Origin of the sequence: Kordiimonas sp. (assembly GCF_048260245.1) — a bacterium.
Lineage (GTDB): Bacteria > Pseudomonadota > Alphaproteobacteria > Sphingomonadales > Kordiimonadaceae > Kordiimonas.
This window is the reverse complement of the sequence record NZ_JBLXGZ010000024.1, coordinates 16,020-42,709: the sequence shown is the minus strand read 5'-3', so window position 1 is coordinate 42,709 and position 26,690 is coordinate 16,020. Positions and strand designations below refer to the sequence as shown.

28 protein-coding genes and 1 riboswitch are annotated in these 26,690 nt (G+C 57.3%); of the genes, 14 read left to right on the top strand and 14 right to left on the bottom strand.

Annotation, left to right across the window (positions count from 1 at the left end):
* Positions 1 to 44 precede the first annotated feature (44 nt).
* Positions 45 to 953, bottom strand: a complete 909-nt coding sequence (locus tag ACN0VM_RS12555; protein WP_417451230.1) for a flagellar motor protein MotB — start codon at positions 951 to 953, stop codon at positions 45 to 47.
* A gap of 56 nt (positions 954 to 1,009) precedes the next feature.
* Complete coding sequence (locus ACN0VM_RS12550) at positions 1,010 to 3,466, bottom strand: penicillin acylase family protein (protein ID WP_417451229.1); 2,457 nt, start codon at positions 3,464 to 3,466, stop codon at positions 1,010 to 1,012.
* A gap of 44 nt (positions 3,467 to 3,510) precedes the next feature.
* Here ACN0VM_RS12550 and ACN0VM_RS12545 point away from each other — a divergent pair, with 44 nt between their 5' ends.
* From ACN0VM_RS12545 to rpsD, 4 genes are all read left to right on the top strand, one after another.
* Positions 3,511 to 4,503, top strand: coding sequence for an NAD(P)-dependent oxidoreductase (locus tag ACN0VM_RS12545; protein ID WP_417451243.1), 993 nt, complete (start codon positions 3,511 to 3,513; stop codon positions 4,501 to 4,503).
* Between the two features lie 108 nt (positions 4,504 to 4,611).
* Positions 4,612 to 4,866, top strand: a complete 255-nt coding sequence (locus ACN0VM_RS12540; protein ID WP_417451228.1) for a metal-sensitive transcriptional regulator — start codon at positions 4,612 to 4,614, stop codon at positions 4,864 to 4,866.
* 13 nt (positions 4,867 to 4,879) lie between these two features.
* Positions 4,880 to 5,416: a rhodanese-like domain-containing protein gene (locus ACN0VM_RS12535; RefSeq protein ID WP_417451227.1), complete on the top strand. Its 537-nt coding sequence runs from the start codon at positions 4,880 to 4,882 to the stop codon at positions 5,414 to 5,416.
* A gap of 194 nt (positions 5,417 to 5,610) precedes the next feature.
* Positions 5,611 to 6,222, top strand: coding sequence for a 30S ribosomal protein S4 (gene rpsD / locus ACN0VM_RS12530; RefSeq protein WP_262690445.1), 612 nt, complete (start codon positions 5,611 to 5,613; stop codon positions 6,220 to 6,222).
* Between the two features lie 413 nt (positions 6,223 to 6,635).
* Here rpsD and ACN0VM_RS12525 read toward each other — a convergent pair whose 3' ends face one another.
* From ACN0VM_RS12525 to ACN0VM_RS12510, 4 genes are all read right to left on the bottom strand, one after another.
* A complete protein-coding gene (locus ACN0VM_RS12525) occupies positions 6,636 to 7,514 on the bottom strand; it encodes a hypothetical protein (RefSeq protein ID WP_417451226.1) in 879 nt (292 codons plus the stop codon).
* Between the two features lie 65 nt (positions 7,515 to 7,579).
* The gene (locus tag ACN0VM_RS12520) at positions 7,580 to 8,026 is read right to left on the bottom strand and encodes a hypothetical protein (RefSeq protein WP_417451225.1); all 447 of its coding nucleotides are present in this window, start codon (positions 8,024 to 8,026) and stop codon (positions 7,580 to 7,582) included.
* A gap of 66 nt (positions 8,027 to 8,092) precedes the next feature.
* Positions 8,093 to 8,221, bottom strand: coding sequence for a hypothetical protein (locus ACN0VM_RS12515; protein ID WP_262690441.1), 129 nt, complete (start codon positions 8,219 to 8,221; stop codon positions 8,093 to 8,095).
* Between the two features lie 265 nt (positions 8,222 to 8,486).
* Positions 8,487 to 8,663 carry a hypothetical protein gene (locus ACN0VM_RS12510; protein WP_417451224.1) on the bottom strand — a complete coding sequence of 59 codons (177 nt, stop codon included), beginning with the start codon at positions 8,661 to 8,663 and terminating at the stop codon, positions 8,487 to 8,489.
* A gap of 128 nt (positions 8,664 to 8,791) precedes the next feature.
* Between ACN0VM_RS12510 and ACN0VM_RS12505 the strand changes: the two genes are divergently transcribed.
* The 5 genes from ACN0VM_RS12505 (at position 8,792) to ACN0VM_RS12485 (ending at position 16,346) form a co-directional block, all read left to right on the top strand.
* Positions 8,792 to 9,271, top strand: a complete 480-nt coding sequence (locus ACN0VM_RS12505) for a GNAT family N-acetyltransferase (protein ID WP_417451223.1) — start codon at positions 8,792 to 8,794, stop codon at positions 9,269 to 9,271.
* A gap of 90 nt (positions 9,272 to 9,361) precedes the next feature.
* Positions 9,362 to 9,487: riboswitch (TPP riboswitch) on the top strand.
* Positions 9,483 to 11,321: a phosphomethylpyrimidine synthase ThiC gene (gene thiC / locus ACN0VM_RS12500; RefSeq protein WP_417451222.1), complete on the top strand. Its 1,839-nt coding sequence runs from the start codon at positions 9,483 to 9,485 to the stop codon at positions 11,319 to 11,321. Its footprint overlaps the riboswitch before it by 5 nt.
* A gap of 327 nt (positions 11,322 to 11,648) precedes the next feature.
* Positions 11,649 to 13,820: a catalase/peroxidase HPI gene (gene katG, locus ACN0VM_RS12495; protein ID WP_417451221.1), complete on the top strand. Its 2,172-nt coding sequence runs from the start codon at positions 11,649 to 11,651 to the stop codon at positions 13,818 to 13,820.
* A 133-nt stretch (positions 13,821 to 13,953) separates the two neighbouring features.
* Positions 13,954 to 14,760, top strand: coding sequence for a hypothetical protein (locus ACN0VM_RS12490; protein ID WP_417451220.1), 807 nt, complete (start codon positions 13,954 to 13,956; stop codon positions 14,758 to 14,760).
* Positions 14,761 to 15,026: 266 nt separating this feature from the next.
* Complete coding sequence (locus ACN0VM_RS12485; RefSeq protein WP_417451219.1) at positions 15,027 to 16,346, top strand: alkaline phosphatase PhoX; 1,320 nt, start codon at positions 15,027 to 15,029, stop codon at positions 16,344 to 16,346.
* A gap of 370 nt (positions 16,347 to 16,716) precedes the next feature.
* Here the strand turns inward: ACN0VM_RS12485 and ACN0VM_RS12480 are convergent, their stop codons facing one another.
* Together ACN0VM_RS12480 and ACN0VM_RS12475 are read right to left on the bottom strand one after the other, a co-directional pair.
* Complete coding sequence (locus ACN0VM_RS12480) at positions 16,717 to 17,481, bottom strand: hypothetical protein (RefSeq protein WP_417451218.1); 765 nt, start codon at positions 17,479 to 17,481, stop codon at positions 16,717 to 16,719.
* A 127-nt stretch (positions 17,482 to 17,608) separates the two neighbouring features.
* A complete protein-coding gene (locus tag ACN0VM_RS12475; RefSeq protein ID WP_417451217.1) occupies positions 17,609 to 18,499 on the bottom strand; it encodes a LysR family transcriptional regulator in 891 nt (296 codons plus the stop codon).
* Positions 18,500 to 18,643: 144 nt separating this feature from the next.
* On the opposite strand from ACN0VM_RS12475, the gene ACN0VM_RS12470 reads away from it, so the two are divergent.
* From ACN0VM_RS12470 to ACN0VM_RS12450, 5 genes are all read left to right on the top strand, one after another.
* Positions 18,644 to 19,621, top strand: coding sequence for a DMT family transporter (locus ACN0VM_RS12470; RefSeq protein ID WP_417451216.1), 978 nt, complete (start codon positions 18,644 to 18,646; stop codon positions 19,619 to 19,621).
* Between the two features lie 103 nt (positions 19,622 to 19,724).
* The gene (locus tag ACN0VM_RS12465) at positions 19,725 to 19,955 is read left to right on the top strand and encodes a RebB family R body protein (protein ID WP_417451215.1); all 231 of its coding nucleotides are present in this window, start codon (positions 19,725 to 19,727) and stop codon (positions 19,953 to 19,955) included.
* A gap of 35 nt (positions 19,956 to 19,990) precedes the next feature.
* The gene (locus tag ACN0VM_RS12460; protein ID WP_417451214.1) at positions 19,991 to 20,221 is read left to right on the top strand and encodes a RebB family R body protein; all 231 of its coding nucleotides are present in this window, start codon (positions 19,991 to 19,993) and stop codon (positions 20,219 to 20,221) included.
* A gap of 10 nt (positions 20,222 to 20,231) precedes the next feature.
* On the top strand, positions 20,232 to 20,837 hold the full coding sequence (locus ACN0VM_RS12455) for a RebB family R body protein (protein ID WP_417451213.1): 606 nt from the start codon (positions 20,232 to 20,234) through the stop codon (positions 20,835 to 20,837).
* Positions 20,838 to 20,942: 105 nt separating this feature from the next.
* Entirely contained in the window at positions 20,943 to 21,203 is a 261-nt protein-coding gene (locus tag ACN0VM_RS12450) for a hypothetical protein (RefSeq protein ID WP_417451212.1), read from the top strand.
* A 24-nt stretch (positions 21,204 to 21,227) separates the two neighbouring features.
* Here the strand turns inward: ACN0VM_RS12450 and ACN0VM_RS12445 are convergent, their stop codons facing one another.
* The 6 genes from ACN0VM_RS12445 to ACN0VM_RS12420 form a co-directional block, all read right to left on the bottom strand.
* Entirely contained in the window at positions 21,228 to 22,178 is a 951-nt protein-coding gene (locus tag ACN0VM_RS12445; protein ID WP_417451211.1) for a sulfite exporter TauE/SafE family protein, read from the bottom strand.
* Between the two features lie 54 nt (positions 22,179 to 22,232).
* Positions 22,233 to 23,345, bottom strand: coding sequence for a hypothetical protein (locus tag ACN0VM_RS12440; protein WP_417451210.1), 1,113 nt, complete (start codon positions 23,343 to 23,345; stop codon positions 22,233 to 22,235).
* A 2-nt stretch (positions 23,346 to 23,347) separates the two neighbouring features.
* A complete protein-coding gene (locus ACN0VM_RS12435) occupies positions 23,348 to 23,869 on the bottom strand; it encodes a hypothetical protein (RefSeq protein ID WP_417451209.1) in 522 nt (173 codons plus the stop codon).
* A 74-nt stretch (positions 23,870 to 23,943) separates the two neighbouring features.
* A complete protein-coding gene (locus ACN0VM_RS12430) occupies positions 23,944 to 24,585 on the bottom strand; it encodes a metal-dependent phosphohydrolase (RefSeq protein WP_417451208.1) in 642 nt (213 codons plus the stop codon).
* A 40-nt stretch (positions 24,586 to 24,625) separates the two neighbouring features.
* Positions 24,626 to 26,011, bottom strand: a complete 1,386-nt coding sequence (locus ACN0VM_RS12425) for an MFS transporter (RefSeq protein ID WP_417451207.1) — start codon at positions 26,009 to 26,011, stop codon at positions 24,626 to 24,628.
* The gene (locus ACN0VM_RS12420; RefSeq protein ID WP_417451206.1) at positions 26,001 to 26,624 is read right to left on the bottom strand and encodes a PadR family transcriptional regulator; all 624 of its coding nucleotides are present in this window, start codon (positions 26,622 to 26,624) and stop codon (positions 26,001 to 26,003) included. The genes ACN0VM_RS12425 and ACN0VM_RS12420 overlap by 11 nt, the downstream gene beginning before the upstream one ends.
* Positions 26,625 to 26,690 lie beyond the last annotated feature (66 nt).

The window sequence follows — 26,690 nt, the reverse complement described above, 5'->3', positions numbered from 1 at the left end:
GGACAAGTCAATTTTGCTGTGCTGGCCGGTCAGCGACGGTGCTATCAGTTGTCGTTTGTCAGGTTTGGTGGCACCACAGGCGCTTCACGCAGCACGAGGATTGTGATGCGGCGGTTTTCCGTTCGGTTAGGCTGATCGGGATAGAGAGGGTCGGTACCTGCCTTGCCGATGACTTCAGAAACGCGGTCTGTTGACACGCCGGAACTATCGAGCTCTCGCCGGGCGGCATTTGCCCGACCGGAGCTTAATTCCCAATTGGTTTCGCCGGTGGGGCCAAAATAAACGCTGCCATCCGTGTGACCAAGAATGGTAACCCGGTTTGGTAAGGTCTGGATCGATTTACCAATTTCATTCAGCATTTTTTTGGCAAAGTCGTACAACTCATCTGTGCCTGATTTGAACATCGCACGGCGGTCTTTGTCGATCAGCTGAATTTTCATACCCTCTTCGGTCACTTCCATAATGAGCTGGTCTGAAACCCTGGCCAACTCAGGGGATTGCTGGATCGCGAGGCGCAATTTTTCCTGCAACTGCTGGAATGCTTCATCTTCTTGAGCTTTGATGCGTTCCGCTAACTTGTCACCATAGGCGCCATCTTCACTTGAGCCGGTTTTATTGCCTTGTTGTGGCCCTGTCTGCGGCGGGCCTGGCACGCTGATGGCGACAATAGGCGAAGGATTGGATCCGATAGAATCGTCCGATGGTGCATTCACCGCATCTGCACCCGTGCGGCCCGAAACGGCCGCCGTCGTCGGTGAAAAATAGTCAGCAAGGCCAGCCAGTGTCTCAGGTGGTGCGACATTAAGCAGCCACAGCAACATGAAAAAGGCCATCATGGCAGTGGTGAAGTCGGCATAAGCCACCTTCCAGGCGCCGCCATGATGGCCACCGCCTGAAACCTTCTTCACCTTTTTGATAATGGGGCGGACGTCGTCGCCGTCGTTTTTCGCCACCTTATTCTCCCGTGCTGGTCATACGATGCCCACGATAGTCGCTTAAAAACCTTATGTTAAGGTGAATCTGTTGAAGCGGGGTTAATGACAAGGGTGTGTTCTGCACCTTCTGTCACCGGCCCACGCGCGGGAATGGTAATGTAATCGCCGCTGCGCCACAGCGGGAACAGGTCGTCATAGGTGCCAGACATCGGATTGCCTGATTGTCCTGTCGGCAGTACGTAGAGCGACGCGTCAAGGTCCGAAAGATCAAAGATACCACGGTAGCTTGGTCCGAAGCTTGAGGCGTTGAGGCTGCTTTTGCTCTCGCTGACGCCCGCAACGTTGATGGTGTTGCGGCTTCCGGCGATAGGGGTCTTGATTTCAAAAAACTTTGCCATGAAAGGGACTTGGCTCATGGGCCTGTGACTTTGCGTCAAGCTGTGTTCACGCCCCCACTGCCAGGTTTCCCAATCCCCTTCATTGCGCGTGGCCAGCGTCTCCATCGCTTCGGTAAAGGCGGCTTTGGCAAGTTCCCCGCAGGTCTCGGTGCTCTCGGTTGTTACATCGTCGCACCACAGGGTGGCTTCCGCTTCGGGCATCAGGTCAAGGTGGTAATATTCCACGCTCAGATCCGGGCGCGCGGCTTCCTGCAGGTCATAATAAAGACTGTCACGGAGAAGGCGGGAGCGAATGGCAGTAAAATCACCCGCCAGTTCACCAAGCTCATCCGCCATCATGCGGCGCTGGTAGGTGCGCATGAACTCATGGAAGATAAGCGGTTCTGTGCGGCGCTTATCCATGGTGCCGTCCCAAAGCAGCAGAGCATCTGCCGCCGGGCTCAGGCCCCTGAGGTGAGGCTTAAGCACTGTGATCATATCGCGCGCCATATCGGAGGTGATGTCATGGTGCAGGGCCTTGAAGCTGCTACGGTCATGATGGGGTACGCTTTCAAGCTCGGCCCGGATACGGTTGCCGCGGTAAGGCAGCGCCCAGTCGCGGGTGATAAAGTGTGGATAGTCACTGTCCACGATCTTTTCATTCGCTGTGGCGATAATACCGCCCTCGGGGTTATAGCGCGTGGGCAGTTGCTCGTAGGGGATGTAACCGTCCCAGTCGTATTTCGCCAGCCAGCCGGGGGAAGGCAGGCGACCCATAATCTCATTATCAGGCTTGCGGACCGGCACAAGGGCTGGCGCGTGATAGCCGATGTTGCCGTCGGTGTCGGCATAGATCATATTCTGTTCGGGGCCGAAATAGTGGCGGCCCGCGACCATGAAGGCCTCAAAATTCTGTGCCTTGCCGAGCTTGGCAAGTCCGGTAGGTGCGCTGTCCTCGGCATTAAGTGCGGTCCACCGGAGCGCCAGAACATAGCCTTCGCGCAAAAAGTCTGCGCTGTCGCCCACCACGCCGGTGACAACAGGGCCGTGGCGGGTTTCCTTGACCTCAAGGACAACATCGTCGCTATCCTTTACCTTGATGATCTCGGTGCGGGCAATGAAATCAGCCGGGCCGGTGGGGGTCAGATATTGTTTGCCGCCTTCCAGCACCTTTTCAAGATAGAGATCCTGAATGTCGGGGTAGGTGTTGGTGAAGCCCCAGGCGATTTTATCGTTACGACCAAGAATGATCGACGGTGTGCCGGGGAAGCTGACACCAACAAGGTTTTCGCCCGTTGCGGTATTGTTAAGCCGCACCAGATACCAGATAGATGGTGTGGTCAGTCCAAGGTGGGGGTCATTGGCAAGCAATGGCTTGCCGCTTTTGGTGCGGCGGCCGTCCACGACCCAGTTGTTCGAGCCGTAGCCTTCAGGCATTTCGTCGCCGACCAGCGCGATGGCGCTTGCGATGTCGGTTTCGCCATAAAGCGCGCCAAGGTCAGGCAGCGGGGTCTCAACGTCGCCGGGGTAGCTTGGGTAGATGCTGTGCACATGGGCGTGACTGAGCTTCGCGAGCAGTCGCGCGCGGGCAAGCTCGGTACGCATGTTGCCGGAAAGGTCCAGCCACATCATTTTCTGCCACACAAGTGTGTCCACCGGTTGCCAGTGGGTCGGCGTGGTGCCGGTGAGGATAAATTCTGGGGGCCATGCGCCTTTGTGGCTGTCGATAAAGGCATTAACACCGGCGGCGTAGGCTTGCAGTGATGCCCTTGTCTCATCGTCGAGCTTTTCAAGCGCGCTTTCTGCGGCCTCGGTGAAACCCAGAGTGCGGAAATATTTGTCAAAACCGAGGCCCGCTTCGCCCAATACTTCCGACACGCGGCCATGGCCGATACGGCGGTTCATCTCCATCTGCCACAAGCGGTCCTGCGCGTGCACATACCCCATGCCGAAATAAAGGTCATTGTCGCTGGTCGCGCCGATATGGGGGATGCCGTGAGCATGGCGCGCGATGGTGATGGGCGCTGAGAGGCCTTTCAGTTCAAGCGTGCCGTCCGTCTGCGGCAGGCTGCTCCTGAGCCATGCGGTGCCCAGAAGGGCTGTAAGGACTACAAGGGACCCGACGACAAGTGACCAGAATTTGAGTGCGCGCATAGTTTTTATTTTTCCCCGATAGTGCGGACTGGACATCGCGCCATCTGGCGCTTACGAAGTTAGCGAACCGTATCAAGCACCTAACATACTGGACCGTCAAGTCCGGTAAAGCGCAGACAGTGCGCAGCAGGTGGGCAGGAAGGAAGCAAAAGATGGCAAACGTAGCATTCATCGGCCTTGGCGTAATGGGCTTTCCCATGGCGGGGCATCTTGCCCGTATGGGCCATAATGTCACGGTTTATAATCGCACAGCCGACAAGGCTGAAAAATGGCTTGAAACATACGCCGATGACGCGGCGGGAGAGCTGTTTGCCGCGCCAACGCCAGCGGGTGCAGCGGCGGATGCCGATATTGTGTTTGCTTGCGTCGGCGCCGACAAGGATGTGGCTGATGTATGTGTGGGGGAGGGCGGTGCCTTTGCCGCCATGAAAACAGGCGCGATTTTTGTCGACCATACAACAGCGTCCGCAGACTGTGCCCGCGCCATGGCGGCCGCCGCCAGCGATGCAGGGCTGTCGTTCATCGATGCGCCGGTCTCGGGCGGCGAAGCCGGGGCGGTCAATGGTCAGCTTACTGTGATGTGCGGCGGCGACCAGGCCGCGTTTGAGCGCGCTGAGCCGGTGATGCAGGCTTACGCCAAGTCGGTAAAGCTTTTGGGCGCGGCAGGCGCGGGACAGCTTACCAAAATGGTCAACCAGATCTGTATCGCAGGGGTGGTGCAGGGGCTTTCGGAAGCGCTGCATTTTGCCATGGAATCCGGGCTTGACGCCAAAGCGGTTGTGGATGTGATCTCCAAGGGAGCCGCGCAAAGCTGGCAGATGGAAAACCGGGCCGAGACGATGATCGACGGCAAGTTCGACTTCGGCTTTGCGGTAGACTGGATGCGCAAGGACCTTGGTATTGTGCTCTCGGAAGCGAACAATATGGGGGTGTCGTTGCCCGTCACCGCCCTTGTTGACCAATTTTACTGCGACGTGCAAAAAATGGGCGGCAACCGAAACGACACCTCAAGCCTGATCCGGCGCTTCAGGGGCTAGATACCGCGTTTACCTGAGTCCTTGACAAGGGGCGATGTCTTGCTCGTCCCTTGTATTTTTTGACTTAAGTCATATACTATAGGGGGTATAGTATTTAAGGATGGTTCCATGATTGGTGAAAAAGACAAAACAGCGATGATTAATCGCCTTGCGCGCATTGAAGGGCAGCTTCGCGGCATCAGCAAGATGATGGCGGCTGATGCGCCGGATTGTGAAAAGGTCGCGCAGCAGATGAGCGCAGCCCGTAAGGCGCTGGATAAGGCTCAGCACACCATGCTTGCCTGCATGGTGGAGGAGCATATCCGAACCGGAACCGACGCCAGCGCCGACGAGCTTGGCAAACTTATTAGCAAATATGCGTGAAGGGAGAAGTATCATGACAAATATCAAAAAGATCCCAGCGGCCGACTTCCAGCGCTTGCGCGACGAGAAGGGTGATCTGCATGTCATCGACGTGCGCACTGGGGCGGAATATCAGGCCTGCCACGTCAAGGGTGCCAAACACTTCCCGTTGCAGGATCTGGTACCGGGCGAAATCCTGGACGCTACCGGTACAGGCGGAGAGCCTATATATGTGCTGTGCAAGGCTGGTGGGCGTGCACAGAAGGCCGCCGAAGCGCTCGCACCAGCTACCAAACGTGATGTTGTGGTGGTTGAAGGCGGCACAGATGCCTGTGTGGCCTGCGGCATGGACGTGAACCGAAGCGAGGGCGCTACCGTCATGTCGCTCGAACGTCAGGTGCGCATCGCGGCTGGTTCGCTGGTGTTCATTGGTGTCATGCTGGGCTGGTTGGTGAACCCGCTGTTTTACGCGCTGTCGGGCTTTGTGGGAGCGGGACTGGTGTTTGCCGGTGTTACCGATACATGCGCTATGGGTATGCTGATTGCCCGTCTGCCATGGAACAAGGGCTAGGGCAACACTTCCGGCTGGGTGGATAAAGTGCCGGAAGTGGCGCATTTTGATTGACAATGCAGCCGCAACCCTATACCACCCGCCCGTTAATGAATGGCCGGGGCAATAGTGACCCTGGGCCGCACGGGCAATATAGTGCCATTGTTTTCGGACAGCACGCCGCCCGTGGCGCTTATTTGAAAGGAGCGATTCGCATGTCCAAGCGTATCCAAGCGAAATATAAAATTGACCGCCGTATGGGCGAAAACATCTGGGGCCGTGCAAAGTCCCCAGTGAACAACCGTGAATATGGTCCGGGTCAACACGGTCAGCGCCGCAAAAGCAAGCTGTCTGACTTCGGTATCCAGCTTCGTGCCAAACAGAAGCTCAAGGGTTACTACGGCAACATCACCGAAAAACAGTTCCGTCGCTATTATGACGAAGCTGTGCGTCGTCGCGGCGATACCGGTGAAAACCTGATCGGTATTCTTGAGTGTCGTCTTGACGCGGTTGTATACCGTGCGAAGTTCGTACCGACTGTGTTTTCCGCGCGTCAGTTTGTAAACCACGGCCACGTGCTCGTGAACGGCAAGCGCTGTAACATTCCATCCCGTCTGCTGAAAGCTGGTGATGTCGTGGAAGTCCGCGAAAAATCCCGCGCAGTACCGATGGTGATCGAAGCAGGCCAAAGCCCAGAGCGTGAACTGCCTGAATACATTTCCGTAGACGGTTTCAAAGCAACCTACGTACGTATCCCTTCGCTCGACGAAGTGCCGTACCCGGTTATCATGGAACCGAACCTCGTGGTGGAATTCTACTCCCGTTAATCGCGGGGGCAGGGCCACACAAAGGCACTGGACATTATTGGAAAGGCCGCGGGGCAAAATGCCCGGCTGCCTTTTTATATCAAGGGAAGTTTTTGGGGCGCTGGTCAGCTTCGGCCTTTTGCACCGCCGCGGCCTTGCTGGTAGCTGCTGGGGGTTGCCGCCATGCCGTTGCGCCAGGTCTGTTTTTGCTTGCAAGGCTTACACAGGCGTTCGCCCGACCAAGTGCTGTCAAAAGGCGTATGACACATCAGGCAATCCCGCGATTTGGGAACATCCCACCCCGGCCGCAGTGTGCTGTCAGTGCCCGGCCTTTTGTTGGTTGGTTGCCGTTCCGGGGTGACGCGTGCCGGGGTTTCAAGGGTCTTGTTTTGTCGGGTCTGTGTCATCATCTTGCCTTTGCCGTGCTGGCGGTTTTATCCGGGTAGCTCACATTGGTTCTGTTGGCGTCGGTAGGGCTTTTCGCAAGTCCAATCGTTGCCACGATAATTAAGGTGGGCATTTTTCGGCATTTCGACGGTCACACAGGTCTGGCCCGCTTCCATGTATCCCCGGTCGCATTCCCAGCCTTTGTCGTAAATATTGTCAACCAGATGGGAGTGACGCGGGATTTTGATCTCAAGGCAATCTGTGTCGGTGGCGCGATAACCCCGGTTACACTTCCAGCCGGTGCCAAAGCTTTGGTCGGTCAGATAACCGTCTTTTGGCACCTTGATAAGGGCACAGGTGTCGCGTACTGCGCGGTAGCCGCGTTCACATTCCCAGCCCCGGTCATAGGTGGAGGGTGACAAATAGGCATTTGCGGGCACCGGTATGGCCTCACAGCTATTGTCGGTGGCGCGAAAACCGCGCTCGCAAGCCCACTCCGCGCCGTAGCTCGCGTCTGTCAGGTAGCCATTGGCGGGAATGTTGATCGGTGTGCACATATCTCCGGTAGAAGAATAACCGCGCTCACACTTCCAGCCCGCGCCATAATTGTTTTCGGAAATATAGGCATTTGCGGGCAGTTTGATGGCCTCGCAATTCTTGCCATTTTCAAGGTAGCCGTGCCGGCAGGCCCAGCCTTGTCCATATGTCATGCCGGTGAGGTAGGCATTGACGGGGGTAATGACGGCGACACATGCGTCTGACGAACGCTGGAATCCATCATCGCAGCTCCAGCCGCGGCCATATGCATCGGTGTGGCCGTTTTCAGGCGGCGGGCCCGCTACGGCGGCGGCGCTGGCGTAGAGCAGCAACAAAAGAATGGTCAGCGTGACCATCACACCGTTGCGCAGGTGCGAAGGGAAAGTCATTTTTTGTCCTTAATGGCCTGTGGTTCCATGCCGGGTGGGCATTAGATACGCGCAGGCGAATATAGTCAGTCGGGGTCTTTATAGCCGCTGGAGGTAAATTCCTCGAAGCCGAAAGGCGGCGGTCGGTCTGGCTCTTCGGCCATCCATAGCATGCCTTCTTCTTCGCCGCTCTCAACGGCGAGCAGGTCGGCCGTTTTTTGGGCTTCCCTCTCAAGGCGGAGCGTGCGAGCTTCTGTTGCTTTGTCCTCTTCAGCCTTCGCTAGCGCGTGATCCCGCAGGATTGCAGCGTCAAACTCGCCGGGGCTCAGGGTCAGATATTCCTCAATGCCCGGACGCTCAGGCTGTAGGCGCAGCGTGGTTTGATAGCGCCGATAGGCTGGCGTGATAGAACCTTCCAGCAAGACTTCCTCGGTTTCTGTTTGGTAGACACCGGCGGGCAGGGGTCTTTTATACCCCCGCACTTTGAAGTCGTTTTTGAAGGTTACTGTGCGTTCTATGGAGCGGCTCGTCATTTTCTTTGTCCAGACCGGCAGCGGGAGGGAAAGTTCCCTCCCAGTGCGGTTTACTTGCAGTGCGATTTACTTGGGCGCGGCAGTGGTGCTTTTGGCCGGTGCTTCTTTGGCTTTGGCGTCGACTACGGCTGCTTTGACAACAGGAGGCTTCTGTGTGGCATCTGTTTTTTTCTTGAAAAGGTCTTTGTAAGTCATTTTTCCGGTCCTTTAAAAATTAAGTAATAGTATCGTCTATTTATATGGTTATTTTTATAATTATTTCAATAGTTGCCAGAATTTTAAAATAAAAGTGCAATATTTATTTTGTGAAATAAATTAATATTATTTTTTTATTTATGAAAAATAGCAGGGCGCACGCAAATATCCCCTGCGCCAACGGACGTGATGAACAGCTCGGGCGCAGGGGGCGGCAAAAGGTTTAGGTGCCTGAATTTTTACGGGTTAAATTCTGGCGGCGGGATCAGTTGGTGCGTTTGGCTTGTGCAACCGCATCCTTGAGCGAGGTATAGCGAAAATCGCCAAGCTGGTAGTAATTTACCGTTGAATGCACGATGCCGTATTTTGCCATTGTTTCGGCTTCTGCGGTTGTTGGTGCATCAGCGATGGTCGTCGTGGATGGGTGTGGAGCTTGGGACATTTTATGTCCTTTCTGAAGGGCGGCATCAACTTGCCGCTGTATACATATGGCGACGCCATCACCGGTTTACTATGGGCAGGTACTCATGTATCTGGAGGGAATCTTGGTGAAGCAAGGGACATATACCGGTGACAGACACAACGCTCAGGCCCGTTCGGGACGATGACGCAGAGGGGCTTATCACCCTCATTGGTGGGATTTTCGCCGAATATGACGGTGTTCATATTGAACCTGACGGTCTCGACAGCGACCTGCACGCCTATGCCAGCTATATGGCTAGCGTGGAAGGTGAGGCTTTTGTGGTCGAGGGGGGCGGTAAATTGCTCGCCTGCGTGTCCTACTGCCCGCTTGCAGGCTCGCGCTTCCAGCTCAAGCGCATTTACCTGAGCGCGGACCTGCGCGGGTCCGGCATGGGGCTCAAGCTTTTGCAACACGCCGAGGGCCGCGCGCGTACGCGTGGAGCCAAATCTATGGAATTATGGTCCGACACCCGCTTCACCCGCGCCCACCGCTTTTATGAGCGCGAAGGTTATATCAAACAGGCGGAAACCCGCGATTTGCACGACAGTTCAAATACCACCGAATACCAGTTCATCAAGGAACTGTAACCCCGGAACGCAAGTGCCGATAACGTTAACTTTTCCCCGAAAACCCTTGCGAGCGAGGATGGGGAAGCGTACATAAGGGCGCACTATCAACCGCGTTCCGAGGGGAGCCCGCTGCGTGCATTTCTGCATGTGGGGCTGAGAGTCTGCGCCCGGCGCAGAGACCCTTAGAACCTGATCTGGCTAACACCAGCGCAAGGGACGGAGCAATCATATGCCTGATACAGCGAACCAGAATTTTAATGTCACTACCGGCGAACTGCCGGGTTCGAAGAAGATTTATGTAAGGTCGGAACTGGACCCGACCATCCGCGTGCCAATGCGCGAAATCCACCTGCACCCCAGCGCCAACGAAGTGCCGGTGCGGGTGTATGACACATCCGGCCCATACTCGGACCCCACGGCGGAGATCGACATCTACGAAGGCCTCAAGCCGCTGCGCCGGACGTGGATCGAAGGCCGCGGCGACGTGGAAGAATACGAGGGCCGCGAGATCAAGCCTGAGGATAACGGCAAGGTGGAAGGCGACTATCTGGCGCCTGAATTCCCTGTGCACAGGCGTCCCTTGCGTGCCAAAGCAGGCATGAATGTCAGCCAGATGCACTATGCACGCAAAGGCCTGATCACGCCTGAGATGGAATATGTCGCGGTGCGTGAAAACCTTGGCCGCAAGGTGATGAAGGAAAAGCTGAAGCGGGACGGTGACCCGATGGGCGCCAATATCCCCGATTATATCACGGCCGAGTTTGTGCGCGACGAGATCGCCGCAGGCCGCGCCATTATCCCCAACAATATCAACCACCCGGAAACCGAGCCGATGATCATCGGCCGCAATTTCCTCGTGAAGATCAACGCCAATATCGGTAACTCGGCGGTCAGCTCCTCCATCGCGGAAGAGGTGGACAAAATGATCTGGGCTACACGCTGGGGCGCGGATACGGTGATGGACCTCTCGACAGGCCGCAACATTCACAACACCCGCGAGTGGATCATGCGCAACTCGCCGGTGCCCATTGGCACGGTGCCGATTTATCAGGCGCTGGAGAAGGTGGACGGCGTCGCCGAAGACCTGACGTGGGAGATTTACCGCGATACGCTGATTGAGCAGTGCGAGCAGGGTGTTGACTATTTCACCATTCACGCCGGTGTGCGCCTGCCGTTCATTCACCTGACCGCCAAGCGCGTCACTGGCATTGTCTCGCGCGGTGGTTCGATCATGGCGAAATGGTGCCTCGCGCACCACAAGGAAAGCTTCCTCTATACGCACTTCGAAGAGATTTGCGAGATCATGAAGCAGTATGATGTGGCCTTTAGCCTTGGTGATGGTCTCCGCCCCGGTTCCATCGCCGACGCCAACGACGAAGCCCAGTTTGCGGAGCTGCGCACCCTCGGCGAGTTGACCAAAATCGCATGGAAGCATGACGTGCAGGTGATGATCGAGGGCCCCGGCCATGTGGCCATGCACAAGATCAAGGAAAACATGGAAGAGCAGCTCAAGCACTGCCATGAAGCGCCGTTTTATACCCTCGGGCCGCTTACAACCGATATTGCACCAGGCTATGACCATATCACGTCCGCGATCGGCGCGGCGCAGATCGGCTGGTACGGCACCGCGATGCTGTGTTACGTCACACCCAAGGAACACCTTGGCCTGCCGGACCGGGATGACGTGAAAGTGGGTGTGATCACCTACAAGCTTGCGGCCCACGCAGCGGATTTGGCCAAGGGCCATCCGGCTAGCCAACTGAGGGATGACGCGGTTTCCCGCGCGCGGTTTGAATTCCGCTGGGAAGACCAGTTCAACCTGTCGCTCGACCCCGAAACCGCGCGGCAGTATCACGACCAGACGCTTCCAAAGGAAGCGCACAAAGTGGCGCACTTCTGCTCCATGTGCGGGCCGAAGTTCTGTTCGATGAAAATCACCCAGGAAGTGCGCGATTTCGCTGCCGCCAAGGAAGAGCAAGAAACCGGTATGAAGAAGATGTCGGAAGAGTTCGCCAAACGCGGCGCCGACCTCTACCTGCCCGCCGACGAGGTTGAAGCAGCGGAGTAGGCTTTACACATACACGCTTGACGAGATTGGAAAGGCCGGGGCACCATGCTCCGGTCTTTTCGCTTTTGGACTTTTCCTGTTTTGCGCGCAGTATTTCTCGCGCAGCTTGACTTTGGTCATGGCACGCGGCCCGGTGACATGGCATTATATACGTACAATTTTCAAATATACCGGCCCGGCGCGCGCAGTGATCAATCCTTCCACTGACTGTCATGCAATAAACAAATTTAGCGCCGCACCCGCACCGTAGTAATGTTGTTCCCATGTCACGACTGTCAGCCCCCTAGCATCCCCGCTGGCGGTCCCAGAACCAGATTGGAGCCTATTATGGATGAAAAGATCAAAACCACCGGCGGCAAGTGCCCGGTTATGCACGGTGGCCATACTTCGAGCGGTAAATCGAACATGAGCTGGTGGCCGAATGCGCTTAATTTCGACATCCTGCACCAGCATGACATCAAGACAAACCCGATGTCGGCAGATTTTAATTACCGTGAAGAACTCAAGAAGCTTGATGTGGACGCCCTGAAGGCTGACCTGCACGCGCTGATGACCGACAGTCAGGACTGGTGGCCGGCGGACTGGGGCCATTATGGCGGTCTGATGATCCGCATGTCGTGGCACGCGGCGGGTTCATACCGCATGGCGGATGGGCGCGGCGGCGCGGGTACCGGCAACCAGCGCTTTGCGCCGCTCAACTCCTGGCCCGATAACGTCAATCTCGACAAGGCCCGCCGCCTGTTGTGGCCGATCAAGAAAAAATACGGCAACAAAATCAGCTGGGCCGACCTTATCGTGCTTGCAGGTACCATCGCTTATGAGAGCATGGGGCTTAAAACTTACGGCTTCGCCTTTGGCCGCGAGGATATCTGGCACCCTGAGACAGACACTTACTGGGGCTCTGAAGACGAATGGCTGGGCGCCACGCGCTATGACGAAGACGGCGACGACCGCACGAGCCTTGAGAACCCGCTGGCTGCTGTGCAGATGGGCCTCATATACGTGAACCCCGAAGGCGTGGGCGGCAACCCGGACCCACTGCGCACCGCCCATGACGTGCGCGAAACCTTTGCCCGCATGGCAATGGATGACGAGGAAACTGTGGCGCTGACGGCCGGTGGTCACACCGTGGGTAAATGCCACGGCAACGGCGACGCGGGCGACCTTGGGCCAGACCCAGAGGGCGCGGAACTTGAAGATCAGGGCCTTGGCTGGATCAACAAAAAGGGCCGCGGCATCGGGCGCAACACGGTCACAAGCGGCATTGAGGGCGCGTGGACAACCCACCCCACCAAGTTTGACGGCGGTTATTTCGACATGCTGTTCGGCCACGAGTGGGAGCTGAAAAAAAGCCCGGCTGGCGCATGGCAGTGGGAACCGGTCGACATCAAGGAAGAAGACAAACCGGTTGATGTCGAGGACCCGTCCATCCGCTATAACCCGATCATGACAGACGCCGACATGGCGATGATCAAAGACCCGGCCTACCGCAAGATATCAGAGCGGTTCCGCGCCGACCCGGATTATTTCCGCGAAACATTCGCCCGCGCGTGGTTCAAGCTGACACACCGCGATATGGGGCCACGTGTGCGCTATGTCGGGCCGGACGTACCGCAGGAAGACCTTATTTGGCAGGACCCGATCCCCGCTGGCCCCACCGGTTATGACGTGGATGCGGTGAAGGACAAAATCGCCGCCAGTGACCTGAGCGTGGCCGAGCTTGTGAGCACCGCGTGGGACAGCGCCCGCACCTATAGGGCCTCAGACATGCGCGGCGGCGCCAATGGCGCCCGCATCCGCCTTGCCCCGCAGAAGGACTGGGCAGGCAACGAGCCAGAACGGCTGGCCAAGGCACTGAAGGTCTATGAGGCCATCGCGGCGGAAACCGGCGCCAGCGTGGCTGATGTCATCGTACTGGGCGGCAGCGTGGGTATTGAGCGTGCGGCCAAGGCGGCCGGGCGCGATGTGAGCGTGCCGTTCACGCCGGGCCGGGGCGACGCCACCGATGAGATGACCGACGCGGCCTCCTTCGATGTGCTGGAGCCGATCCACGACGGTTACCGCAACTGGCTGAAGCAAGACTATAACGTCAGCCCGGAGGAACTGCTGCTGGACCGCACGCAACTGATGGGCCTCACGGCGCATGAAATGACCGTGCTGATCGCGGGCATGCGGGCCATGGGCACCAACCACGGCGGCACCAAACACGGTGTCTTCACAGACCGGGAGGGCGCGCTGACGAACGACTTTTTTGTCAACGTGACCGACATGGCCTACACGTGGAAACCCAAGGGTGAAAACCTCTATGACGTGGTGGAACGCGCAACAGGCGCTGTGAAGTGGACAGCCACGCGCATCGACCTTGTCATCGGCTCAAACGCCATCCTGCGCGCCTTTGCCGAGCTTTACGCACAAGACGACGGCGCGGAAAAGTTCACCACAGATTTTGTGAAGGCGTGGGTGAAAGTCATGAACGCGGACCGTTTCGACGTCGCCTAAACCGGCGTGCACGGAATGAACTACCAAGGCCGGGGCACCCTGTCCCGGCTTTTTGTCGTGGTTTGGCAATTCTTACTTGTGGGAAAAGGCATCTCCAGATATCGTTAATGAAATTTTTTTGTAGGGGGTTTCGGTGAAAATCAGACATTTCATGGTCTTGGGTATGATGGCGGTCTCGGCTGTGGCCATTGTTGCACCAACGGGCCAACAGGCCGCTCAGGCCATGCAGTCTAGCGGCTCTTCGATGAACACTCTCCCTCCCGCGCTGCGCGCCGCGATGATGAGCGGGAATCCCGAGAGTATAAAGCAGGCTATTCGAGTTCTATCCGGTGGCGATCCGACCAGGATGGCAAGCCTTGCGCAAAGTGTCGCCAGCGCGGCGACCGGCATGGCGGACAGCAACCCTGCTGGTGCTTTAAGTGCCGTTTCTGCGGCACTTGATGTGGTCAATTCACCTGATGTCAAGACTGTCGCGGCAGATGCCGCGCTGTCCGTTGCGGTTTCTGCTTCGAACATTTCGTCGAATCCGTCTGTCATTTCGGCATCGCCTGCAGGGGCGGGGGAAGTGGCGGTAACGGCTGCGCAGGTGGTTTCTGAACCTGGCGTTTACAATCTGGACCCGACAGCTGCGTTGAATGTGATGTCGAACTCCAACTCGGTTGCAAATGTGGATAGTGTTGCCGCTGCCTCGCCGACCGTCAGGTCGCGGGTGACCGGCATTCTGAGCGACGCTCAGTCAAACATAGACATGAACGGTTTAAACTCGGGTAGCTCGGACAGCATTGCTGCTATCCTTGCCAGCAATACTCAGCAAGGCGGCGGCGACGGCGACAGCGGCACGACGACACAGACGCAAAGCCCGCCTGAGGCACCACCGACTGGGGATGACATAGTGGTCATTCTTGAGCCAAACCCGTCGCAGGCCGGGTCTCCAACCTGATACGGGTTGCCGCTGCGGCACGCACTTGGCCATAAAACACAAAACCGCCTCTCATTCAGGCGGTTTTTTTGTGCCTTTTGTGACGCCTTTTACCCATACCCTGTCATCCCCGCGCCTTTGCGCGGGTGGCAACTGAGCGAAAGCCCCTGCCGTGAGCATGGAACCGCCACCACAATCGTCGTTCGGCAGCTTGACCCGGCAATTCTTGACGAACCAGCGAGGCCGGGGCACCATGCCATGGTCTTTTTTTTTTGGTGGGGACAGACATGACAAACACACTCAACAGGCGTGGGTTTTTGGGCGCGGTCGCAGGCGCGGCCGGGGCAACTGGTGCGCTGGCCATGTCGGGCACCCTTGCTGCCACACTGCTGAGCCTCGGCGCCTGTGGCGGGCCACGGCAAACCCTGGGGCCGGGCCTGACGCCGGACCCGAACGGCATTTGCGACCTGCCCAAAGGCTTCAGCTATAAAATCATCTCACAAGCGGGGGAGGTGATGTCAGGCGGCCTTGAGGTGCCCGGCTATCATGACGGCATGGGCGCATTTAAAGGCCCGAATGGGGAGACCATCCTTGTGCGCAACCATGAAACGCCGCTTTTCTTCCCCAAGGACCCGCCGTCGCCGGTGCCTGATATGGCCTATGACCCGGCGTCATCGGGCGGCACCACCACCATCTGGCTGGATGACGCGCTGAATGTCATCAAACACCACCTAAGCCTCACGGGCACTATCCGCAACTGCGCGGGCGGCATCACGCCATGGGGCACGTGGGTAAGCTGTGAGGAAGCGGGCGGCAGCGGCTGGGAAATGGGCAAGCGCCACGGCTACGCCTTTGAGGTCAACCCGCTGGACCCCTTGAAAAAAATTGAGCCCATCAAGGCCATGGGCCGCTTCAACCATGAAGCCATCGCGGTTGACGGCAACGGCACCGTGTATGAAACCGAAGATGACATGAACGGCTGTTTTTACCGCTATATCCCGCGTGTGGGCGGGCGCTTGGCCGAAGGCGGCACCCTGCAGGCGCTCAAATTCACCGATGGTCGCCTGCACACCACCGATGAACCCATGCAGCCCGGCCAGCCTTACGCGTGTGACTGGGTGACGATCGACGAGCCTGACCCCGAAGACAACACCCTGCGCCGTGAAGCCCAAAGCAAGGGCGCGGCCATTTTTGTGCGCGGGGAAGGCATTGTCACGGCGCCAGACGGCCTTTATTTCACCTGCACACAGGGCGGGGCCGCAGGCATTGGCCAGGTGTTCAAATATATCCCCGGTGACAGCGCGGACGCGGGCGGGCAGGTGATGCTGGTGTTCGAAGCCACCACACCCGGTGCGCTTGAAAAGCCCGACAATATCGTCATCAGCCCATGGGGCGACCTGATCATCTGTGAAGACTGTGACCTCACCAGCCAGCGCCTAGTCGGCCTGACGCCAGAGGGCAAGCTATACCACATCGCCGCGACCGATATTTCAGAATGGGCCGGTGCTTGCTTCTCGCCCGACGGCAAAACCCTGTTCGCCAACATACAAAAAGACCCCGGCCGCACCGTAGCGATCAGAGGCCCGTGGGAGAGCTTGCGGGTTTAAGTCATAACACCGCCACCACCGTCATGCCCGCGCTTAACATGTCATGCCCGCGCAGGCGGGCATCCAGACGGTTTTGGCACGAAGCAGCAGCGTTTGAAACCGCGTAAGCGGACCCATGACTGGACCCCCGCCTACGCGGGGGTGACGCCGCAGTGAATGCGAGCATATGAGCTCCATCCCTATTCGTCATTCGACGGCTTGACCGGCGAATCCACCACTCCGCGCTGTCAGGCCATAGCCTTTCACCAACCATGGACTCGCCGATCAAGTCGGCGAGTGACGAAAGGGTGATGGCGCACGGCTACGTCTGATGGCCGGACCTCCGGTTGGTCGTGTTGATTTTTTGAATTAAAATATTCAATTTAAATGGTTAGGTTCTGTCTGTCTTTGGCTTTGAGATAGGAGTCTTGCAAGGTCGTGTCTCGATTAAAACAGTTTGGTTGCTAGCACTGCTTGATGATTGTTTTCCCCATACGAATAGGTTGATGCACATCGCAGCGGGGAGGAGGAGCGCTACAAAAGTGAGGGTCGGCTTCACATACTCGAATGCCATGGGGAGTGGATAACAATGAAAAAGAACGAAACATCGGCTACTGATTGTGGCGTCCCATACAGGACGCAACTCGCCAAAAAATATATAGGTCAATATCGCAGCCCAGATTAGTGTAATATATAGGCTAATCATTTGATTGATCTTGGAAACAGAGAAAGGTGCAGGGGCGGTAAAGATAGCCCTTATAGTTTTGTCGGGGCGTGGCGTTTCTGTAAAAACAGTCTTATATAGGGGCCCTAAAACTGGATCCTCAAGCATATCCACATGCTGTTCCCAGTTTTGTTGCCAATGTTTTGAGCCTCGGTTAGCCAAGTACCATCCATAGGATAACACTAAGCCCAAACCGGCGAGTAATATGCTTAACCAACGCATATTATGTGCAAAGGCTATACCGTACCCTGTAAACGTTGCAGCTAGGACGGTCCAGAAGTAAGTGGTTCGCTTCCAATATAGCTCGATTTCAAACTTACGTATGTCAAGCGCGTACTTGAGTGCTTCAGTCGCCTTAACACGCTCAATTTGATTATCATTTTTTTTGAAAAATTCTTCCGTGTATTCTTTTTCTTCTTGTTTACGGCTCATGATGCCTGTCCCCAATTTCCCAGCAAGCTAACATTCTATCACAGATTGCTAAATTCAGCTAGTTATTGACTGAGTTCTTAGCGTGCACGCAAGCTGTCTGTGTTGAACGAGGTGACAAGAATTTTACTCAACCCTCCCGCAACACATCCCCCAGCCAATCCAGAAACGCCCTTAATTTCGCCGTCTCGAACCGCCGCTCGGGGTAAATTGCATACACCGGGTGTTCCGGCCCCTGCCAGTCGGTCAGCAGGCGGGTGAGGGTGCCGGTCTTGAGCTCATCACGCACATATATTTCCGGGATTATGCCAATGCCAAAACCGCCGGTTAGCGCGTGTTTGATGGCAATGGACGATGACACCTTGTAGCGCCCCTGCACCGGCACGCGCACGGCCTCCCGCCCGCGGGTAAAGGGCCACTCGGCACTATGGGTGGAAAGCGAGAAGGCCACCATCTCGTGGCCTCCGAGGTCGGTGGGGCTTTCCGGTGTGCCGTGCTTGGCAAGGTAGGCGGGCGCGGCGCACACCACATGGTGCATACTCATCAGCTTTTTGGCCATCAGCGAGCTGTCCTCAAGCCGGGCGCTGGCACGGATGGCGACGTCATAGCCTTCTTCAACGATGTTGACGATGCGGTCCTCAAGGCTGAGGTCCAGCGTGACATCGGGGTAGGCGGCCAGGAATTCGGGGATGCGGTCGGTCAGTTGCGTCAATGAGAAGGTCAGCGGCGCAGACACGCGCAAATGCCCGCTGGGCCGGGCTTTCATTTCGCTGACCGACTGGTCGGCCACGGCAAGGCGGTCCAGCACGCGCACCACGCTTTTGTGGTAGGCCGTGCCCGCTTCCGTCAGGCTCATGCGGCGGGTGGTGCGGTTGATAAGCTGTGCGCCCAGATGTTCCTCAAGCGCGCGGATGTTTTTGCTGATCGCGGCGGGTGATAGCGCCATGCGCCGGGCGGCGGCGGCAAAGCTGCCCAGCTCCGCCACATGGCGAAAGGTGGTGATGGCGGTCAGCTTGTCCATGATGTGTCGCCCCATTCTTCACGTTTGGTTAATAGTGATAACACGATTATGCATGTTTAAAATATAAGCGCAAAGGCTTAGCTGAGGGTGGCCGGGCAAACACCGGCCATGAAAACCCGAGCACAAAACAGCGAGCCTGAAACCATGAGCAGCCACACGAGCACAATCACACGGGCGGCCTCTCCCCCCAACACAGCCCCTGATCCGGGCGCTGCGGCGCAGTCCCTGTTGCCGCGACCGTTCCTGATTGCGCTTTTGCTGGCGGCGAATGGTTTCCTGCTCGCGCTCACGCTTATCCTGTCGCGCACGGCGCAGGGCATGGGGCTTTCCCCCGTGACCTATGGTTTCTGGATGAGCGTGGGCGCGGCGTTGCTGCTGTCGCTGCATGCCGGGCGGCACCTCGCCGATTTGCGCCAACCCGCGATGGCGCGGTACGCGGGCTTGTCGGGGGTGCTGTCGCTGGCGGCGCCGCAGCTTTTGATGTTTACCGTGCTCACGCATATTGGCGCGGGGCTGGCCAGCATTGTTTATGCTTTGCCGGTTTTGCTGACCTACCTGTTCGCCCGCGTGCTGGGACTTGAGGGCAAAGGCGGGGTGCGCATGGCGGGCGCGCTTGTGGGTACGCTGGGGGCCACCTTGCTGCTTATGCCCACCGACGGCGGCTTGCCAGCAGACGCGCTGCCCTGGATGGCGCTCGCGCTTCTGGTGCCGGTGATATTGGCGGCGGGCAACATCTACCGCGCGGTGGCCTGGCCGGTGGGCGCGCGGCCCCGGGTGATGGCGGCGGGCGTGGTGGCAACCTCGGTGGTGTTTTTCGCCGTCGCCAGTGTGCCTTTTGGCGCGGACCTCAACCTGATGGCCGTGGCGGGGGTGTGGCCCCTTGTGCTGGCGCAGGCTTTTGTCTCCGCCGGGCAGTTCCTTGCCTATTTCGCGCTGCAGCGTGTGGCGCCGCCGGTGATCTTCAGCCTCATCGGCCAGCTTGCGCTTGCCTTTGGCCTACCCATGGGCGCGATTTTCCTTGGCGAAAGTTACACAGCTGTCACCTTTGTTGCCGTCGGCCTTATGGCGCTGGGCCTCATCGGTGTGGTGACTGGCCCGATGCTCAGGGCGCGTGCGGTCTAGAGTGTATTTTTACCCTTTATAATCGTAAATTTCTGCCATATGCTCCTGATAGAGGTTATGAGTTAAACTATAAATGGTATTTTCAGTGCATGAGGGGGCTTTCATGGCAGAACCAACATCCGTCAATTCCCAGATAACCGACAGTGTCACCCAAACCAATATTCAGGTGGTGGCCGAAGCGCCCGCCATGGCAATGGGCAGCCTGTACCAGACATCGGCGAACGCCATGGCCATGATGTACGCCAATGCGGTCTATGCCCAGCAGCAGGCCAATGTTGCCGCCGAAGCCGCGACCACGCTCGCGGTGACCAAACTTCTCGGCGTAAACTCGTAATTCATACCGATTTTTCATTTTGAAAGGACCGTCTCATGGCGATGCCAACACCCGTTAACGGACAAATCACCGACGCCATCACCCAAGCCAATGTCACAACCCTTGGCCAAAGCCCAAGCATGGCGGTGGGCGTGCTCAGCCAGTCGCTCGCGCAGTCGCTCAGCATTCTGTATGCCAATTCGGTCAGCGCACAGAACAACATGAGCGTGGTGGCGCAGGCCGCGACAGCCCGTGCGGTGACGGCGCTGACCGGCCCGTCCAGCTAAGGCCCGGCCGATGGCAAGCAAACCCAAAACTGCGCCAAAAAAGGCACCGGCCAAAAAGGCTGTGCCTAAAAAGACGGCCGCTCAAAAGGCTGAGGATGCGCCAGCCCGCCAAAGCCAGCCGCACACTCAGGCCGAGCTTGACCCGCGGGTTGAGGAGGCGGCGGCATGGGCGAATAATGCCGGTGTCGAGGCCGAGCAGGCCATCGTCCGTGCGGCAGAGCAGATGACCGAGGATGCCCCCAACACGCAAGAGCCAACACAGCAAGGCGGCGGTGGTGGCGGTGCGGCGCTGCTGGATGACGAGAATACCGTTGACGTGGCGCTGGGTGCCTTGTGCCAAAGCTACAGCCATGCTTTGTCGCTCGCCTTCCATGACGCTGTGGCCGGGCGCCAGCGCCGCAGCGCACTGCTACAGGCCGCGCTTGCGCACGCGGTGGAGGAAATCAGCACCAGCAAGCCGGACGACTTTGAAGCCCGCATGAAGCAGCTCAAGGCCGGGCTGGATGTGCTGGATGCCCCGAATGGCGATGATATGGCGGCCTATGCCGGTATTACACAGCAATTCAGGGATGCCGCGACGGAACTGATGAACCTGCGCAGCCAGCTCAAAAGCTGAACCCGCGCTGTTGTAAGCCATGTGGCCGTGCCGATGTTTCGCTGGAAATGTCGGCGCGGCCTTGCCATATATAAAGCTGTTTATAAACATCGGCGGGAGGAGCACATGCGCGCTAGCAAGAATGAGGGCAGCACGCCCAAAAGAAACCGCGTTTCCGAGCGCTACCGTGCGCCGGAGCAACAGGCGAAAGGCGCCGGGCTTGCCGTGGGCATGGGGTCGGGGCTTGCGGTGGGGGTTGCTTTTGGCTTCGCGCTTGACAATATCGGGCTAGGCATTGCCCTTGGCGTTGCCGTCGGCGCGGGCATGGGGACCGCCATGGAAGCCGCTTTCAAAAAGAAGCGTGACGAGGGCAGGGGCGAAGACTGAGGGCAAACCACCCCTCACGGTGCCTTACGCCCCCCACATCAGGTAAGCGCTGGAGAGTGTGATCCAGAGGCTGGCAAAAATCTTCAACCGCCGCGCGCCCAGCATAAAGGCGAAATGCCGTGCCACAGCGCCACCCACCGTGCAGCCAAGCGCGAGGAAAATCAGCATGCCCCACGGCTGCGGGTCACCCATGATATGGTGCCAAACGCCTGTGAGCACGCTCAGGCTGCTGGCCATCACGGCCACGCCCGCCGCGGTAATAAGCGGGAAGTTGCGAATGAACAGGTAAAGCGCCACCAACTCCCCCACACCAACGGAGAAAAACGCCGTGGCCACCCCGCCAATAAGCCCAAGCGCGGCAAGGGCGATATAATCAACCACGCCAACCTCAAGGCGCGGCAGCGCGTTCTGGCGCGATACCAGCGTGGTCACAAGAAGCGTGAGCCCAAGGCAGATGGAAAGCGTTTTGAACCACAACAGCACAGCCTCGGGCGGCGCGTTAAGCTTGGCTTGCGTGAGCAACAGCGCGGGCAGGGCCATCACCATCACAATGCCCAGAAGCCGCCAGAAAGCACGCGGCTGCACGCCCGTGTCCGCCGCCCGGTGGTCATAAATGCGCCCAAGCCAGTTAAGTGACCCCGTCGTCATGCCAAAACACTGGATGATGAAGCTCATGCCCACAATCTGCGCGGCGGTAATGCTCACAAGGCCCGTGCTGCCCAGATACTCAAAGGTGGGCAGGAACACCACACCGCCCCCAACCCCGGTCGCGTTGGCGATCGTCGCACCGCCCACAGCCACGAGAAACAGGAAAAAGCTCGTCACACCGTCCAGCATCTCATGCCAGCCAAGCCACAGGATGGTAAGGAAGCCGAGCGCCAGCATGCACGCCCCAAACACAATGAACCGCCGCACACGCACCGGCAGGCGCGGCGTTATTCCGGCTGTTTTAGCTGTGACTTCAGTACCGTGCATCAACGCAAAACCAGATCAAATGGAACCCCAAAACCATCTTTGCATAGGCAAGGACTATCCCCAATCTAATACTTCATCCGGTATGCCGAGGTGTTGAAGCTTCTGCTTTACCGCGCCTGAGCCTTGACCCTCAAGGTTCGAAATGGTTTTCGCTAGGTCAAAAGGTCGATAACTAGTAAGAGCCGCTCCATTTGAGGTAAAAACATTGCTGTTGTTTGCCAATGAACTCCGCTTGCTTGGTGTGTCGAGCCAGAAACCTGATTGTGGCGGTTCTATTAGGTTAGCTGTTGTGGTGTCGTTGCGGTCAATAACAATCTCAATGCCCAACTTATCCAAGATGAACCTCCTTATGAGAGGTGTTCGGCCAACAACGCTCTTGGACGTAGATTTGTGCTTTGTCGACTTTGTGCATATTACCAAGTCTGATTTTTTCCAGACGACAACGGGCAGGCCTGCTCTGCAAAGCATAGCTGCTTCAAATGTAGGTACCCGATACTCTAGGCACTCGGGAATTATCTGCACCTCCAAGCCTATCTGTTCACAGTGCTTAAGAATGGTCTTCCGGTCGTCGACTGCAGAAGGTCGAGTAAGTGCTCCGAATAGTGAAAACGAAATTTGCCCGCCCATCTCACAGAATCGACTGGCAACCGTAATCCAATGCAAATAATCAGCAACGTACCAAGGGGGGTCTAAGAAACAGCTTGAAAACTGGCCCTCAAGTTCATCGCCAGTAAGTTGATTAATATCGAAGACAAAGGTCGAAATGGCATCGTCAGTGTTCTCGGGAGAAAACAGATCGAATAGGACACTGTTGTTTCGCGCGGAAGTTTTGGTGATTGGCGGTACTAAGGATGGGCATCCTAGTAAACAGATAGGGCGTTCTTTCATCAGCGCTTGGTCGAAGATTTTAGCAATGGCGTTATCGGTAAAATCCCAATTTGAGCGGATGAAACTAGACCGTTCGACGCTCTGGGTAATATTGGGGTCAGATACTGCTGCGGATTGTAACGAGATAGTTTTAGCAGGCGCGTATTCGTGAAAATATTCTATAGCTAAGGTAGGAAAAAGGCCCTGTGTGCTCTGGAAGGCATGGTCTAATGTGATTGCATTCTCAATAGCTTGTGAGCAAATAGCGCGACAGTTTTCTTGGAAAGTTAGGCTCGTCATATTTAAGCGTTCGATACCAGCATTAATCCAAGTGCAGCTATTACTAGAAAGGCAATGCAGAACCAGTAGAACTTGTCGATTTTGGATGCTGCCAGTTTTCCAACTTTGGCATCCTCCCAGTTGCCGGTTTGAGCATTAAATACCGGAGCCTCATATCTACTATAGGCCGAAATTGTCTGGGTTAAACCTGTGGACATGTGAAGAGAAGCCCGGTGTTCCTGTTCAAATTTTTCATTAAACTTTACGGCTCCGCGAAGCATATTATGGTACACATCGACGTCAATTATTTTCGCCGCATAGAGTATACCGGCAGCACTAATGCATAAAATTGCGCTCACCGGTATTTTGAGGCTACAGATTTCGATTAGATAGGCGCCGCCTTCCCGATACAGTACCACTGCGAGAGCCAATGTTGCACCAGCCATGGCCAGACCAATTTGGCGCATCTTGATTGATAGCTCAGCGAAATGCATTTGGGTTGCAATTGCTTGTTTCCAAATCTCTAGCTTCTTCGAAGAGTCCATTTTTTAGTTCTCGACAAGTTGGCGCATCTTTAGCGTTTAGTAGCACAATTTCAAATAGATGTGGCTAACTAAATTCAAAACCCTTTCAACTCCGCCTGAATATTGGCGCGGGCCATGGCTTCAAACTTGCGGTTAAACCAGGGCGTGAGGAAAATGGCTTTGCGCTTGAGGCATGATTTAAGGAAACGCCTGCGACCCAAGCCGTAGCGCCAGTCGCCTATATGGCTGAATTCCTGCCGGATATCTGCGGCATAGCGCTTGTATCGCTCTCGCCCCGCGCCCAGTATGGCCATATCGGCATCCAGAAAAAGCTGGATGTCCTTGTCATGCGTTTTGTGGGTTCTGGTGGCGCGAATGGCGGCCATGGTTTTGGCCTGCTCATCGCCTTCCATGCCCAGAACCGGCATGGCTTTGCCCGCCAGGCGCGCGCTGAATTCCTCATTGTTTTTGGCGCCGGGGTGATAGACGGCATCATGAAACCATATGGCGGCGTGGAACCATTTATCGGTGATGTTGGCGGCTTCTGCGAGCGCGAGCAGCTCGTCGATATGATCCATGGTGTGATAGTAGCGGCCTTCGCTGCTCATGCGGGTGCACAGGTCGTTATAGACCATGATGTTGTTTTCAAACGAGCCGAAGGCTTCGCACCAGCGGTTGCGGCGTGCTTCCTCAGTTGTTTCGGTGCCCTCTGGGCTGGTGTTGACTGTGTTAACCATAAGGCGAGTATGCCTGATATGCGGCATACCCGCCAGCTCTTTAGGTCCTTGGTGGCGTGTCTTCCGCGCCCACCTCGCGCAGGGGTTTGATCATCAGCGAGACGGCGGCGGTGAGGCTGAGCATCACCCCGGCGGCGATGAAAAAGGGCACAATGTCCACCCGGCTCAATACCCAGCCGGCGGCTGAGGCCGCGATGGGTGCCATGCCCATGACAATGAACATGAAAAAGCTCATCACCCGGCCCATTTGTGCGGGCGGTGTGCGGCCCTGAAGCCATGAGAAGATGCGCACCTGCACCACACCGCCCAGCATACCGGCCAGCAGCATCAGCGCGCCGCCGGCGAAGGTGCTGTGTACCAGCCCGAAGGCCGCGACGATCAGCCCGATGACAATATCGATGGAAAGGAAGGTTTGCCCCAGCGTGCGGAAGCCAAGCTTCAGCCCCGCCCCCGCCGCGATAACACCAATCAGCACCCCCGCGCCGTGGGCGGCCATGATGGTGCCAAAGGATGCCGCGCCGCCGTCAAGCTGGCTTTCGGCAAACACCGGCAGGCCCACCTGCATCGGCCCCACAACAAACACCTGAATAAGCGCCATATAGCCAAACAGCGTGCGCAGGTCACGGTCCGCCAGCAGGCTACGGATGCCCTCAAACAGCAGCTTGATGACATTGGTGGCAGCCGGGGATGCTGTACTGTCCGGGCCGTGCCCACTGCTGCGCAGCCGCACGGGGATAAGCGTCAGCCCCGAGATGAGGAAGCTGGCCGCATCGGCGGCGAACACAATGGCAAGGCCGGTGGCCTCCGCCGCCAGCGGGCTTGCAGCCGCCACGCCGCCGTTCAGTGCGGGGGCGCCAAGGCCATCTGCGCCAAACAGCGCAATGACAAAACCGGCGATCAGGGGCCCGATGAAAAAGGTAAGCTGGCGCATGCCCATCATCAGGCCGTTGGCCTGCGGCAGCTTCTCCCGCGCCACAACAAAGGGCAGGATGGCGGTGCCCGCCGGGTAGGCAAAGGCACTGGCAAGCCCGATGGCGGCGGCAAGGGTGTAGAGCAACGGCAAGGTCAGCCCGCCACTGTAGACAAGGGCCGCGAGCGCGCCGATGAGCGCCGTGTTGACATATTTTGACCACACCAGCACCGATTTGGGGGAGTAGCGGTCGACAATCGCGCCGCCCAACAGAATGAAGGCCGCGCGCGGGATGCCGACAACCGCCAGCACAAGGCCAAGCGCCATGGGGTCGCCCGTTAACTTGAGAGTTAGCCACGGCAGGCCGATGAGGGTGAACTGGTCTCCCACCATCGAGATAAAGCCCGACAGCATCAGCCAGAAAAAGCTTTTGTTTTTTGGCTCCGCTGTTGTGGTGCTGTGGGGGTGATCGGTGCCGGGTGTTGACCCCGGCTTTTTGTTTGTCTCAGCTGTCATGTCCTGTGTCCTTCAGGGTGCCCATAAAATCCTCGAGGGCGTTTTTTATCGCCGTTTGGTTGGCTGTTGTATCGCTTTCGCTGAAGTCGCCTGCCGCGAGGTGGCCGTGCAGGCGTTCCAGCCACTCAAGTTCAACGCGCTGGTGCATCACTGCGTTTTCCAGCCCCAGCCGCATACCAAGGCTGAGGTGCGGGCCCGCGGCCTTGAGGAAAAGCTCGGTCGCGGGCAGGTTCTCGCTGATCTCGCCCGCGCGTTCCTTGACGATATCAGCGGCGTCTGTCTGGTCCGCCAGCGGCAGGAACAACAGGGCAGGGAATAGCGGGTGGTAGAATTTTTTGTTGCCCGCCAGGATTTCGCCCATGAGGTCATGGAAGCGCGCGCGCCCGTCATCGGTGATGCCGTAGATCGTGCGCTCGGCCCGGCCGCCGACGCTCTCACGCCCGCGTTCCTCGATCAGGCCGTCTTTTGCCAGCCGCCGCACGGCGTAATAGAGCGTGCCGACATCAAAATCAATATAGGTTTCTGCGTGCGCGTTTTTCAGGCGGCGTTTGATCTCATAGGGGTGCATGTCGTCCCGGTGCAAAAGCCCGAGGATCAGGATTTCGGCTTTCATGGATGTCCTCGCTTGGTGTGTTATATAGTTTAATTAAACTAGTTTGATTTGACTAATAAGCTGGTG

Excerpts from the sequence above, each read along its gene's own strand:
- ACN0VM_RS12550 (WP_417451229.1), bottom strand. The coding sequence starts at position 3,466 with ATGCGCGCACTCAAATTCTGGTCACTTGTCGTCGGGTCCCTTGTAGTC.
- ACN0VM_RS12540 (WP_417451228.1), top strand. The coding sequence starts at position 4,612 with ATGATTGGTGAAAAAGACAAAACAGCGATGATTAATCGCCTTGCGCGC.
- ACN0VM_RS12535 (WP_417451227.1), top strand. The coding sequence starts at position 4,880 with ATGACAAATATCAAAAAGATCCCAGCGGCCGACTTCCAGCGCTTGCGC.
- rpsD (WP_262690445.1), top strand. The coding sequence starts at position 5,611 with ATGTCCAAGCGTATCCAAGCGAAATATAAAATTGACCGCCGTATGGGC.
- ACN0VM_RS12525 (WP_417451226.1), bottom strand. The coding sequence starts at position 7,514 with ATGACTTTCCCTTCGCACCTGCGCAACGGTGTGATGGTCACGCTGACC.
- ACN0VM_RS12520 (WP_417451225.1), bottom strand. The coding sequence starts at position 8,026 with ATGACGAGCCGCTCCATAGAACGCACAGTAACCTTCAAAAACGACTTC.
- ACN0VM_RS12515 (WP_262690441.1), bottom strand. The coding sequence starts at position 8,221 with ATGACTTACAAAGACCTTTTCAAGAAAAAAACAGATGCCACACAGAAG.
- ACN0VM_RS12510 (WP_417451224.1), bottom strand. The coding sequence starts at position 8,663 with ATGTCCCAAGCTCCACACCCATCCACGACGACCATCGCTGATGCACCA.
- thiC (WP_417451222.1), top strand. The coding sequence starts at position 9,483 with ATGCCTGATACAGCGAACCAGAATTTTAATGTCACTACCGGCGAACTG.
- katG (WP_417451221.1), top strand. The coding sequence starts at position 11,649 with ATGGATGAAAAGATCAAAACCACCGGCGGCAAGTGCCCGGTTATGCAC.
- ACN0VM_RS12485 (WP_417451219.1), top strand. The coding sequence starts at position 15,027 with ATGACAAACACACTCAACAGGCGTGGGTTTTTGGGCGCGGTCGCAGGC.
- ACN0VM_RS12480 (WP_417451218.1), bottom strand. The coding sequence starts at position 17,481 with ATGAGCCGTAAACAAGAAGAAAAAGAATACACGGAAGAATTTTTCAAA.
- ACN0VM_RS12475 (WP_417451217.1), bottom strand. The coding sequence starts at position 18,499 with ATGGACAAGCTGACCGCCATCACCACCTTTCGCCATGTGGCGGAGCTG.
- ACN0VM_RS12470 (WP_417451216.1), top strand. The coding sequence starts at position 18,644 with ATGAGCAGCCACACGAGCACAATCACACGGGCGGCCTCTCCCCCCAAC.
- ACN0VM_RS12465 (WP_417451215.1), top strand. The coding sequence starts at position 19,725 with ATGGCAGAACCAACATCCGTCAATTCCCAGATAACCGACAGTGTCACC.
- ACN0VM_RS12460 (WP_417451214.1), top strand. The coding sequence starts at position 19,991 with ATGGCGATGCCAACACCCGTTAACGGACAAATCACCGACGCCATCACC.
- ACN0VM_RS12455 (WP_417451213.1), top strand. The coding sequence starts at position 20,232 with ATGGCAAGCAAACCCAAAACTGCGCCAAAAAAGGCACCGGCCAAAAAG.
- ACN0VM_RS12450 (WP_417451212.1), top strand. The coding sequence starts at position 20,943 with ATGCGCGCTAGCAAGAATGAGGGCAGCACGCCCAAAAGAAACCGCGTT.
- ACN0VM_RS12445 (WP_417451211.1), bottom strand. The coding sequence starts at position 22,178 with ATGCACGGTACTGAAGTCACAGCTAAAACAGCCGGAATAACGCCGCGC.
- ACN0VM_RS12440 (WP_417451210.1), bottom strand. The coding sequence starts at position 23,345 with ATGACGAGCCTAACTTTCCAAGAAAACTGTCGCGCTATTTGCTCACAA.
- ACN0VM_RS12435 (WP_417451209.1), bottom strand. The coding sequence starts at position 23,869 with ATGGACTCTTCGAAGAAGCTAGAGATTTGGAAACAAGCAATTGCAACC.
- ACN0VM_RS12430 (WP_417451208.1), bottom strand. The coding sequence starts at position 24,585 with ATGGTTAACACAGTCAACACCAGCCCAGAGGGCACCGAAACAACTGAG.
- ACN0VM_RS12425 (WP_417451207.1), bottom strand. The coding sequence starts at position 26,011 with ATGACAGCTGAGACAAACAAAAAGCCGGGGTCAACACCCGGCACCGAT.
- ACN0VM_RS12420 (WP_417451206.1), bottom strand. The coding sequence starts at position 26,624 with ATGAAAGCCGAAATCCTGATCCTCGGGCTTTTGCACCGGGACGACATG.